Here is a 12,445-nt window from a genome sequence, read left to right as displayed (position 1 = left end):
CTATGTAGGTCTTTTTTTTTATATAATTATCACAATGGGATGTGATGCAATGTGAAGTTAGCAGTGATAGAAATCGGATCTAACTCCATTAGGACATCGGTGTATAAATCTTCAAAGCGGAATCGTTTTAAGACATTGGACCGTTGGCGAGAGCCTGTTCGGTTAGGAAAGTCGATTGCACAGAGTCGATTATTGACGAATGAACAAATTGAAGAGACAATTGATGTTCTTGAGAAGTTTCAAAATAGGATCCAAAGATATGAAGTAGACAGAATTAGTTTAATTGCCACGGCGGCTGTTCGTATGGCAAAAAATCAAGAACAATTAATTTTTGCAGTCTTAAAAGAAACAGGATTGCAGCTCCATATTATTGATGAAAAAGAAGAAGCCTTTTATGACTACGTTGCAGTCCGCAACACAATGAGAGTTAGAGATGCACTAATTGTGGATGTTGGTGGTGGAAGTAGTGAAATAAGTTTAGCTAAAAAAGGCAGACTTAAACACGGGTTGAGTATACCAATCGGTGCAATATCTATATCGGATCTATATTTAAAGAGTGATCCAATTAAATCAAGTGAATTAAATGCCGCAAAACGTGAGATTTCTGAACATTTGGATAGCTTACAATGGATGAACGCAAATGCAACGTTTGTAGGATTAGGTGGCACCTTGCGTGCTGTTACGAGTATTTTGAATCGTGAAGGTAAACGTAAGAAGACTCTTCATAATTCCATCGTAACTATTGATCAAATCGATAAGTTGTTTAATCGCTTAGTTCACGCCTCTAATGAAGAGAGAAGCCAAATCAAAGAACTTAGTGATGGCAGATATGAAGTCATCCTTGGTGGTATTTTAATTATTTCTGAGATAATTAAAAAAACCCCCTCTAAAGAAATTCGTTTTTCGAATTTCGGTGTTAGAGAAGGTTATGTCTTTAATTATTTTCACAAAATGAATATACAAGAAAAAGATTAACTAAGCACGACTAGGTAGGGTTATTTGAGCTGAATCCAGAACTTTTCCAGCCATCTTGTGGAGAAGCTCATTCATCCAATAACCCTCATGAATATCAAGAATTTCGCTTAAGGCGTATACTTTTAATATGTAATCGTGTGTATTATCAGGTGGGTATGGTCCGTTGTATCCAACTTTAAGGTCTTCGTCAGTATCACCTAATAAAGGACTCGCTGAACTATTCTTTCCTTGAACTATTGATTTTGTCGCTGTTCGACTGAAGTTCTCAGGAATTTCCAATTGTTCTGGAGAAATATTAGCAGCTGTCCAATGTATCCATTCAAATCCACAAACAGGAATAGAATCTGGATCGGTGAATGTTAAAGCGACTGACTTTGTACCTGCGGGAATATTTGATAGTTTAATTGGGAAACTAATAATGGGTTTCCCATTTTTAATATCGTTTGCTGGAGCGTATTTACCATATTTATCTGGCAATAGTCCATCAATCAAATGTACATTTATTTCCATATAAACCCATCTCCTTAAAAAAATATTTGTAGTGAGGTAATAATAATGGAACAAATAGATATAAAAAATCTATCTGATAGTATTGTAAATCAGATTAGAAAAATTGAACAATTGGTTGGTAGACCAGTTGTTGTTTATAGTGACTATTCTAATCATGAATTTTTAACACTTGATCAGGCAAGCCATGAAAACAAAGACGGCAAAATCGAAGTGATTATTACTAATGAAAAATATAAAGATTTTGTTTTGTTACATGAACTTTATCATATTGAATTAGAAAATTCAGGTGAACCAATTATTTCCTGTGCCGTAACAACTGGCAAAGAAGATGATGATGGTAGAATTCTTTCAACCGCTAACTCATTATTTGAAAGCTTGGAACATGCTGAAATAGTTAAGAAACAAACTGAAGATGGTAGTTATACAGATGAAATCAGGAGTGAATATTTAAAGGGTGTTGAACACGCTTTGAACCCTAACGTACAGTTGGATCTCGCTAACATGAGATTCTATCGTTCCTTAATCATCTTTGACGGCATTATTTTCGGTGAACATGCTAAAGATGCTGAATGGAAGATGGAATTCCCTGTTTCATACAAGGTTGCAGCTGGTTTTGTTGAACAAGTTGAGAAAAATGACATGACAGTTCCATTCCAATTCAGACGTGCCTTGATTCATGTATTGGAAGGATATAATAATTTGATTATTTCCAATGGTTATGAAGGGATGCATTATCATGAATTCCTAAACGTAACACCAGTTGTATCTAATCGCCAATTGAGATTATCATTAAATCAATTATTCCAGATCAAGCATTCACCTTACACTAATCGTTCTACTAAGAAAGATGCGTTTATTTTGTTAGGTGTTGGTGATGGTCAAAGTGTTGCTACATTGAATATTGATCCTAAAAAGGCTACACCGGAGTTTTACCAAGCATACTATCAACAAAGTGTAGAAAAAGCATTTGCTCAAAGTGGGGTTCAATACATTATTAGATAGTTTTGGAAGAATATAGGGAGGATTATTATGACAGACAAAATTTCAGAATTCAAAGAACTGCTTCAACAAGCTAAATTTGTAACATTTTTGACTGGTGCTGGTGTATCAACGCCGTCGGGAATACCGGATTATCGTTCTAAGAATGGTTTATATAAACGTGAAAAATATGATTTTCCACCTGAATATATGTTGAGTCATGACAACTTAGTTGAACATCCTGATATTTTCCATGACTTTACGGTACACAACATGTGCTTTCCAGATGCAGAACCAAACATTATTCATAAAAAAATGGCAGAAATAAGTAACAAAAAGGGCGCTATTGTTACTCAAAATGTTGATAAACTCCATACAAAGGCTGGAGCTAAGAATGTCGTAGAATTTCATGGAAATTTATATGATAATATTCATTGTTTAACTTGCGGTAAAGAATTTGATTACAAATATTATCTCAAGGATTATCGTCATCACGAAGATAATGGAATCATCCGACCTGGTACGACAGTTTTGTACGGTGAAAATATTAACCCGGATAATGTTGAACATGCTGTTGAAGATGTTGAACATGCCGATTTGCTAGTCGTCGTAGGAACTAGCTTTAAAGTTTATCCTTTTGCAGGATTACTAAGATATGCTCAACCAAATACTAAGTTAGTAGTTATTAATAAAGAAAACTTGGATTTGGATTCAGAAGTTTTGGCTATTTCTGATGACGCAGTTAATGTTTTTTCTCAAATTTAAAATGATATACTTATAACAATATTGCATAACTATTTATTTGCGGAGGCTTAAAAATATAAATGACTAAAGATAATAAGACTTTTTACATAACCACTCCTATCTATTACCCATCAGGTAAATTGACAATTGGTAATTCCTATACAACTATTGCGGCGGATACGTTAGCTCGTTACAAGCGTAATGAAGGTTACGATGTATTCTTCCTAACAGGTACCGATGAGCATGGATTGAAGATTGAACAAAAAGCTGAAGCTAAGAATATGGAACCACAAGAATATGTTGATATGATGGCAGCGGATATCAAGAAATTGTGGAAAACACTAGAGATTTCAAATGATAAGTTCATTCGTACAACAGATGATTATCATGTTAAAGCTGTTCAAAAGATTGTCGAAAAACTAATTGCTCAAGGAGATATTTACTTGGGTGAATACACTGGCTGGTATTCAGTCGATGACGAAGAATACTTCACAGAATCACAATTAGCCGAAGTTTTCCGTGATAAAGATGGCAACGTTACTGGTGGTAAAGCTCCGTCAGGTCATGAAGTTACTCTAGTTAAGGAACCTTCATACTTCTTTAAGATGAGTAAATACGCTGATCGTTTGTTGAAATATTATGAAGATAATCCTACATTTATCGAACCAGAAATTCGCAAAAACGAAATGATCAACAATTTTATCAAGCCTGGTCTTGAAGACTTAGCTGTATCTAGAACTAGTTTTAAGTGGGGTGTTCCAATTCCTAGTGATCCTAAGCACGTTGTTTATGTTTGGGTTGATGCATTGTTGAACTATATAACCGCACTTGGTTACATGAGTGATGATGATTCATTATTTAAGAAGTTCTGGCCTGCAAATGTTCAATTCGTTGGTAAAGAAATTGTTCGTTTCCATACTATTTATTGGCCAATTATTCTTATGGCACTAGGAATCGACTTACCTAAGCAAGTCTTCGGACACGGTTGGTTGTTGATGAAAGACGGTAAGATGTCTAAGTCTAAGGGGAATGTTGTATACCCTGAAATGTTAGTTAACCGCTATGGTCTAGATTCACTACGTTATTACTTGATGCGTGCAATGCCGTTTGGTAATGATGGTGTCTTCACTCCAGAAGACTATATTGATAAGATCAATTATGATTTGGCTAATGACCTCGGAAATCTATTGAACAGAACTATTTCAATGATCAATAAGTATGACGATGGCAAGATTATTTCTGTCGCTGATATGACAGACCTAGATAAGGATCTTGAACAATCATATGCTGACACGCTAACAGATTATCGTGATCATATGGATAAGTTCGAATTTCCCGAAGCACTTGCTAGTGTTTGGGCATTTATCAGTCGTGCCAATAAGTATATCGATGAAACAAAACCTTGGATTCTTGCTAAAGATGATTCTAAGAAGGCTGAATTACAATCAGTTCTTGGTCACTTGGCAGAATCATTAAGATTGATTGCGTTGTTGATCAGTCCTGTAATGACACAATCACCAATTAAGATTTTTGCACAATTGGGATTGGACTATGACAATGATAAGAGCTTGGAATTTGGGGATACAGTTGTTGGTAAGACAGTAACTAGTGACCCAGAACCAATTTTCCCAAGACTTGATGCCAAAGAAGAAGTTGAATATATCAAGGGAAAAATGGCCGAAGAACAAGCCAAAAATGGTAGTGGTAAGTTGAGTAAATCAGCTCAAGCTAAGGCAAAAGCACAAAAACAAGAAGAGGATGAATATCCTAAAGAAATCAGTTTTGATGACTTCGCCAAAGTTAAGATGGTCGTAACTGAAATCCTTGATGTTAAACGTGCCGCAAATGCTGATAAGTTATTGCAGTTCACTTTGGATGATGGTACAGGTGTTGATCGTCAAATTCTTTCAAGCATGTACGAATTCTATCCTAACTTTAAGGAATTGATCGGTAAGAAAGTTGTTGCCTGCATCAACTTGAAACCAAGAAAGATCCGTGGTGAATGGAGTAACGGAATGTTACTATCTACAGAAATGGGTGACGATGTTAAGTTGGTCATTGTTGATAATTCACATAAAAATGGGGCTATCTTAGGATAATGAAAATTTTTGATACGCATACGCATTTGAATGATCCAGCATTTGCTGGTAAAACTCAAGAGTACATCGATCGTGCTGCTGAATATGATGTTGATGAGATGGCAATTATTGGTCAAAATGAAGAATACAATATTGAAGCCATCCGTTTGGCGCAAAATTATAAACCACTTCATGCTGTTATTGGCTGGCATCCTGAATTTGCCAAAGAATACAATGAAGAACAGTTGGTCAATCAAATCAAGTTGCCAGAAGTTGTTGCCATAGGTGAAATAGGCTTGGACTATCATTGGGATGAGAATCCTGAGCCAGAAGTTCAAAAAGCAACTTTGTTGAAACAATTAGATGTTGCTCAACAATATGATATGCCAGTTTCGATTCATTGCCGTGGTGATGCCTTTGAAGATATGTATAATATTCTAAAAGATCATGATATGTCTAAATCCGGTATTATTATGCACAGTTTCAATGGAAATCTTGATTGGTTGAATAAGTTCTTGGATTTAGGATTGATGATTTCATATAGCGGTGTTGTTTCGTTTAAGAATGCACCAGAAGTTCATGAATCTGCTAAGAACACGCCTTTGGATCGCCTGTTGGTTGAGACCGATGCACCATACTTGGCACCAGAGCCATATCGTGGACATCAAAATGAACCAGGATATACACGCTTTGTACTAGATGCAATCGCAAAATATAAGGATATGGACCCTGAAATAGTTGCTAAGCATACATTTGACAACTCACATAGGGTTTATAACATTAAATAATGAAAATAAAAGAAGTAATTGTAGTAGAAGGTAAGTCTGACACTAATCGATTGAAGGATTGCTTAGGCGATGTCGATACAATCGAGACCATCGGATCAGCCTTGAATGAAGAGACGATTCGAAGAATTAAAATCGCTCAAAAAAAGCGTGGAGTGATTATTTTTACTGATCCAGACTTTAATGGTAATCGTCTTCGCACGTTGATCTCTCAAGTTGTTCCCGATGCTAAGCAAGCGTTCTTGCCAAGAGATAAGGCCGTTCCTAAGAAAAGTGACGGAAGTCTAGGAATCGAACATGCTAAGAATGAAGATATAAAAAAAGCGTTGGCAGCCGTATATACGACTTCAGACTTAGTTGACGATTATAGTACTGATGACATGATTGACTTAGGCTTAATTGGGGATGTTCATTCCCAAAAGCGTCGAGAATTTGTTGGAGAAGAATTGAAACTTGGTTATACAAATGCCAAACAATTTTTGAATCGCTTGAATATGTTACAGATTGATCCACAAGATTTGCTCTCTGCAGTTGAAAAATTTGATAAAGGAAGTTCCCATGACAATTAATAGATTAAGTATTTCTGATCCGATTCGCACCAATGATATTCTTCGCAAATATAAGTTGCGTGCTAAGAAGAGTTTGGGACAAAATTTTTTAACAAGTGAAAAAGTTTTAGATGATATTGTTGATGCAAGTAACTTACAATCTGACGAAATAGCAATTGAGATTGGACCTGGTATCGGTGCGTTGACCGAAAAGTTGGCACAAGTAGCTGAAAAAGTTTATGCATTTGAAATTGATTCAACTTTAATTCCAGTATTGGAAGATACATTAAGTTATTACGATAATATTGAAGTTTTTAACGAGGATATTTTAAAAGTTGACCTAGATAAGTTCGTTAAAGAACATCATCTGGAAGGTAAGACAATTAAGGTTGTTGCCAACTTGCCTTACTATATCACTACTCCAATCATGCTTAATTTGATTAATAGTGATTATCCATTCCAAGCATTAGTTTTGATGATGCAAAAAGAAGTTGCTGAGCGAATCACCGCCAATCCGGGGCACCGTGAGTATGGCTCATTAACTATTGCCGTTCAAACAAAAATGGACGCGAAAATTGCTCGTATCGTTGGTAAAAATTCCTTTATTCCTAGACCTAAAGTTGATTCAGCTGTAGCTGTTTTGGAAAGATTACCAAAAGATGAAATAAATATTGAAGATCCAGTTTTCTTCAACAAAGTTATTCGTTCTGCTTTTGCTCAAAAGAGAAAGAGTCTAATGAACAATTTCTTAAATTGGTTAGGTCGTACAGATGAAAATCGTGCAATGATCAAGGAAGTTTTCAATGACTGTGAAATTGCTGAGAATGCACGTGGCGAGCAGATCTCTATTGAACAGTATAAGAAGCTAGCGCATGACCTTAGTCAAAGAACTAAAAAATAATTAGTTCATAAAATGATAATATGCTTGTAATTTTCATGAAACCATGGTACAATTGCACTCCTAAGGAGTGATTTATAATATGCCAACGTCATTGAAAACAATTAAGAGTCGTCTAGATGCGCATTTAGGCGAGAACTTAACGGTTGTAGCACAAGCAGGTCGTAAAAAAGTTATCCGTCGTCGCGGAACTTTAGCAGAAACATTCCATTCAGTTTTTGTAGTTGATTTGGATCAAAATGAAAATTCTTTTGAAAGAGTTTCATATAGTTATGCTGATCTACTAACAAAGTCTATTGATATTACATTCGATAGTGAAGCAACAGAAGCAGATTCAAGCGCCGATGAAGAAGTAGTAGACGCTGAATAATAGAAACAAAAGAGAATTGCGAGTGACGCGATTCTCTTTTTTTATGCCTAATTGGTCAAAAAGTCTTGAAAATCTTAACAAGTTAGTGGAAAATGAATTGATTGTTATGCTATTTACTTTATAATTTTAACTGAGACAGGTTTTTTAGGAGAGATATATATGAAAACACGAAGAAGCGATCGATTAATTGATATGACTCGTTACTTGTTAGAGAGACCACACACGCTGATTTCTTTGGCTTTCTTTGCCGATAGATATGAGTCAGCTAAGTCATCAATTTCTGAGGATCTAAGTATTTTAAGACGAACATTTATGATTCGTGGCATTGGTGCCTTGGAAACATTGCCTGGTGCTGGTGGTGGAGTTATCTTTACTCCTGGAATTTCAAAAAAAGAAGCCACTGATTTTGTATCAGAAACAGTTAAAAGATTAGAAGAACCTGACAGAATTTTGCCCGGTGGCTATTTATATTTGACGGATTTATTGGCAGATCCCGAAGTTCTGAGAACTATTGGAAGAATGATTGCTACGCAATATTCACAAAGTGCCATAGATGTCGTGATGACTGTTGCCACTAAGGGAATTCCGATCGCACAGAGTGTCGCTAGCTTTTTGAATATTCCATTTGTGATTGTTCGTCGCGATTCAAAGATTACTGAAGGATCAACTATTAGTGTTAATTATGCTTCAGGATCATCCGATCGAATTGAAAAAATGGAATTATCAAAACGCAGTTTACCAGAAGGTTCACGCGTTTTAGTAGTTGATGATTTCATGAAAGGTGGCGGTACTATTAACGGTATGCGCAGCCTTATTTCAGAATTCAATGCAATTTTTGCTGGAGCAACTGTCTTCGCAGAAAATATTAATGTTAAGTCTGAATTTAGAGATAATAAGGTTACTTCTATATTCAAAGTGCAGGAAATAGACACAGTTAATCGTATTCTTAAGATGGAACCTGGTGATTATTTAGTAAAAACAGATTTCAGTTATTTTGAGTAAAAACATAATTGAGTAGAGTATGTGAATAATGCTATTATATATAAGGATATTTGAGTGACTGAAAGGGAGTTTCCAATGTCGAATCGTTATGTAATAATTCTTGCAGCTGGCAAGGGCACAAGAATGAAATCTAAATTGTACAAAGTATTGCATCCAGTAGCTGGTAGAGCTATGGTCGATCATGTTTTAACTCAAGTAGAAAAAATCGATCCTTCTATAGTTGAAACTGTTATTGGTAGTGGTGCAGAAAAGGTCCGTGAATTGTTAGGTGACCGTACTAAGTATGCCTTGCAAAAGGAACAATTAGGTACAGCTCATGCTGTATTGCAAACAGAAGATGTTTTGGCTGATAAGGAAGGGACTACCCTGATTATCAATGGTGATTGTCCACTCTTTACCGCTGAAACTTTCGAAAAATTATTTGCTTATCATGAAGAACAAAATGCCGCTGTTACTATTTTGACAGCACATGCAGATAACCCATTTGGTTATGGACGTATGGTCCGTAATTCTGATGGTAATGTTGTTAAGATTGTTGAGCAAAAAGATGCTTCAGAGACTGAGAAGAAGATTCAAGAAATAAATACAGGTGTATTTTGTTTTGACAACAAATTGTTGTTCAGCAATCTCCACAATGTAAACAATGATAATGCTCAAGGTGAATATTACTTACCAGATTTAATCTCTATGCTTAAAAATCAAGGTAAGAAAATTGCTGCATATCAAATGGCTGATTTATCAGAATCAATGGGTGTTAATGATCGCGTTGCATTGTCAAACGCTGAGAAATTAATGCAAACTCGCATTAATGAAGCACATATGCGTGATGGTGTAACGATTATTGATCCTGACAATACTTATATTGATGTTGATGTTAAAATCGGCAATGATACAATCATTGAACCAAATACCAAGATTTTTGGTAAGACAGTCATTGGTTCGGATTGCTTGATTGGATCTGGCTCGAGGCTTGAAAATGCTACAATCGAGAATAATGTAAAAATTATTAGTTCAACCGTCGAAAATGCGATAATGCATGATGGCAGTGATATAGGTCCAAATTCTCATTTGCGTCCAAAAGCTGAAATTGGCAAGGATGTTCACGTTGGTAATTTCTGCGAAATTAAGAATGCAAAGATTGGTGATCGTACTAAGGTAGGTCATTTAACTTATGTTGGTGATGCCACTCTTGGAACAGATATTAACGTTGGTTGCGGCGTTGTGTTTGTTAATTACGACGGTGTTAAGAAGTGGCACAGTAATATTGGTGATCACTCATTCATCGGAAGTAATTCAAATATCGTTGCTCCAGTTGAAATGGAAGATCATTCATTTATTGCTGCAGGGTCAACGATTACTAACGACATTCCTAAGCATGCAATGGCAATTGCTAGACAGAGACAAACTAACAAAGAAGATTTTTGGGATAGATTACCATTATCAAAAAGTGAAGATTGGAAATAAGGGTGGAAATTAATGTCATATCAAAATAACGAACGACCAATGAAGATTTTTGCGTTGAATTCAAATAAACCTTTGGCAGAAAAAATTGCTAAAGAAGTTGGAATTCCGCTAGGAAAGTCATCAGTTACACGCTTTAGTGATGGTGAGATCCAAATCAATATTGAAGAGAGTATTCGTGGTGCTGAAGTATTTTTAGTTCAATCAACATCAGCTCCAGTTAACGATAACTTGATGGAATTATTGATTATGGTCGATGCTTTGAAGCGTGCTTCAGCACACTTGATCAATGTAGTTATTCCTTACTATGGTTATGCTAGACAAGATAGAAAGTCACGTTCACGTGAACCTATTACTGCTAAATTAGTAGCCAATATGTTGCAACGTGCCGGTGTAGACCGTGTACTTGCACTTGATCTACATGCTGCACAAATCCAAGGTTTCTTCGATATTCCTGTTGATCATTTGATGGGCGCACCACTTCTAGCTGATTATTTCTTAACTAATCATTTGGAAGAAGACGCGGTTGTTGTTTCACCTGACCATGGTGGTGTTACACGTGCAAGAAAACTTGCTGAATTCTTGAAGACACCGATTGCTATTATTGATAAACGTAGACCTCGTGCTAATGTTGCTGAAGTTATGAATATTATTGGTAATGTTAAGGGCAAACGTGCCATTATTATCGATGATATGATTGATACTGCGGGTACGATCACATTGGCTTCACAAGCATTAATTGATGCTGGAGCTACTGAAGTTTATGCATGTTGTACGCATCCAATTCTTTCAGGTCCAGCTATCGAAAGAATTGAAGCTTCACCAATCAAGAAATTGATTGTTACAGATTCAATCAATCTTCCTAAAGAAAAAGTTATTGATCGTATGGTTCAAGTATCTGTTGGACCACTTATCGGTGATGCAATTCGTCGTATTCATGATAATGAACCAGTAAGTCCATTGTTTGATACACGTTTTAAACGTAACAAAAAATAATTATTGCAGAGTAAATGCGCAATCGAACATAGCTTTTTCCGATTAAAACATTGGCTCCAGTAATCCAAAGTCGGTTCTTTCTAGAGTTTGGTTGTGTTGCCTCTGGGTACAAGAAATATTGGCGCTGTGGGGACCGCTTGGAGCCAAGGTCTCCAAGCTCGATTTTGAACTTCGCAAAAAAAGCGCGAATTTCAAAACTCGTCCCGTGGTGTAATGGCTAAAGCCATAACGCCACCTTCACCGCAACCAACATTTTTTGCACCCAGAGACTAATACATTTGTTATTTTTTATACGATGTAACTAAATCGATAAACAAGTTCTATATTATTTGAAATTTAATATAATCAAAAAGCTAGATATTTTTCTGGCTCTATGTCAAATAGTATTGGTGAGACATCTTAGAGCAATTTCCACACTAGAAATGGTGTGGATTTTTTTATGCCAAGATTAATCTTATTCTCTTGAAGAAATGTTCTAGGTTTCTAAAACCATAGCAGTTATGTTTAAGCTTTTTTATCTTTCCAATAAGTCCTTCAATTGGACCGTTGGAGTATCGTAATTTACAGCTATTCTCAATATATTTCAAATTCTTCTTGAAAGTCGTAATTACGGTATCCATTGAAGTATTGGTCTTCCTGTAGTTCTTTAACGTTTGTCTTAGTAATTTAAAATCTTTATGCCTGATTGATCTGAGTATATTTTGATATGTCTGATAGATTTCATTGAATACTGCATCAACATTAAGTCCGATATCAACAAGATTCTGCTCAGTCATGTATTCATTTATACCGAATATGTATCTAATATCGGATGCATTGAGTTCTTCGTCAAACAGGTGAAACATCTTCCAGTTTGGTTTTAACGCCTTATATTCTCTGGATCTCTTGTCATCTATCGAGTTGAGTGCTGAAACCCTGGCTTTGTCTAGAGCTCTACCAATAAGTTGAATTACATGAAATCTATCGATTACAATAACGGCTTTGGGGAATAATCTATGGATAACGTTTTGATAATTAGCGTTGAGATCTATGGTTACAGATTGAACTTGTTGTCTTTCCTGTAGTGAATACTCTGCCAGAAAGTGTTCAATAACTTTAGA

General features: G+C 35.8%; 13 protein-coding genes. 11 read left to right on the top strand and 2 right to left on the bottom strand.

The features are described from left to right. Positions 1 to 51 precede the first annotated feature (51 nt). Positions 52 to 975, top strand: coding sequence for a Ppx/GppA phosphatase family protein (locus EKM79_RS04515; protein WP_125566320.1), 924 nt, complete (start codon positions 52 to 54; stop codon positions 973 to 975). On the opposite strand, the gene EKM79_RS04510 is transcribed toward EKM79_RS04515, so the two are convergent. Then, complete coding sequence (locus tag EKM79_RS04510; RefSeq protein WP_125566318.1) at positions 976 to 1,485, bottom strand: YbhB/YbcL family Raf kinase inhibitor-like protein; 510 nt, start codon at positions 1,483 to 1,485, stop codon at positions 976 to 978. A 45-nt stretch (positions 1,486 to 1,530) separates the two neighbouring features. Here EKM79_RS04510 and EKM79_RS04505 point away from each other — a divergent pair, with 45 nt between their 5' ends. The 10 genes from EKM79_RS04505 to EKM79_RS04460 all read left to right on the top strand — a co-directional run bounded on the left by EKM79_RS04505 (position 1,531) and on the right by EKM79_RS04460 (position 11,345). Next, positions 1,531 to 2,487 carry a hypothetical protein gene (locus EKM79_RS04505; protein ID WP_125566316.1) on the top strand — a complete coding sequence of 319 codons (957 nt, stop codon included), beginning with the start codon at positions 1,531 to 1,533 and terminating at the stop codon, positions 2,485 to 2,487. 39 nt (positions 2,488 to 2,526) lie between these two features. Beyond that, positions 2,527 to 3,228, top strand: coding sequence for an NAD-dependent protein deacylase (locus tag EKM79_RS04500; protein ID WP_425454022.1), 702 nt, complete (start codon positions 2,527 to 2,529; stop codon positions 3,226 to 3,228). Between the two features lie 59 nt (positions 3,229 to 3,287). Further along, a complete protein-coding gene (gene metG, locus EKM79_RS04495; RefSeq protein ID WP_125566312.1) occupies positions 3,288 to 5,306 on the top strand; it encodes a methionine--tRNA ligase in 2,019 nt (672 codons plus the stop codon). Further along, positions 5,306 to 6,073, top strand: coding sequence for a TatD family hydrolase (locus EKM79_RS04490; protein ID WP_125566310.1), 768 nt, complete (start codon positions 5,306 to 5,308; stop codon positions 6,071 to 6,073). Before metG ends, EKM79_RS04490 begins: the two co-directional genes overlap by 1 nt. Continuing rightward, positions 6,073 to 6,639: a ribonuclease M5 gene (gene rnmV / locus EKM79_RS04485; protein ID WP_125566308.1), complete on the top strand. Its 567-nt coding sequence runs from the start codon at positions 6,073 to 6,075 to the stop codon at positions 6,637 to 6,639. Before EKM79_RS04490 ends, rnmV begins: the two co-directional genes overlap by 1 nt. After that, entirely contained in the window at positions 6,629 to 7,519 is an 891-nt protein-coding gene (gene rsmA, locus EKM79_RS04480) for a 16S rRNA (adenine(1518)-N(6)/adenine(1519)-N(6))-dimethyltransferase RsmA (RefSeq protein WP_125566306.1), read from the top strand. Before rnmV ends, rsmA begins: the two co-directional genes overlap by 11 nt. Before the next feature lie 79 nt (positions 7,520 to 7,598). Beyond that, complete coding sequence (locus EKM79_RS04475) at positions 7,599 to 7,886, top strand: Veg family protein (protein WP_125566304.1); 288 nt, start codon at positions 7,599 to 7,601, stop codon at positions 7,884 to 7,886. A 159-nt stretch (positions 7,887 to 8,045) separates the two neighbouring features. Then, positions 8,046 to 8,888: a pur operon repressor gene (gene purR, locus EKM79_RS04470; protein WP_125566302.1), complete on the top strand. Its 843-nt coding sequence runs from the start codon at positions 8,046 to 8,048 to the stop codon at positions 8,886 to 8,888. Positions 8,889 to 8,963: 75 nt separating this feature from the next. Next, positions 8,964 to 10,352, top strand: coding sequence for a bifunctional UDP-N-acetylglucosamine diphosphorylase/glucosamine-1-phosphate N-acetyltransferase GlmU (glmU, locus tag EKM79_RS04465; protein WP_125566300.1), 1,389 nt, complete (start codon positions 8,964 to 8,966; stop codon positions 10,350 to 10,352). A 12-nt stretch (positions 10,353 to 10,364) separates the two neighbouring features. Further along, positions 10,365 to 11,345, top strand: coding sequence for a ribose-phosphate diphosphokinase (locus EKM79_RS04460; protein ID WP_125566298.1), 981 nt, complete (start codon positions 10,365 to 10,367; stop codon positions 11,343 to 11,345). 437 nt (positions 11,346 to 11,782) lie between these two features. Here EKM79_RS04460 and EKM79_RS04455 read toward each other — a convergent pair. After that, positions 11,783 to 12,445, bottom strand: a 663-nt coding sequence (locus EKM79_RS04455) for a transposase (protein WP_164506003.1), incomplete at its 5' end; no start/stop codon positions are given.

The organism is Companilactobacillus insicii (assembly GCF_003946015.1).
Lineage (GTDB): Bacteria > Bacillota > Bacilli > Lactobacillales > Lactobacillaceae > Companilactobacillus > Companilactobacillus insicii.
This window is presented reverse-complemented; position numbering and strand designations above follow the sequence as displayed.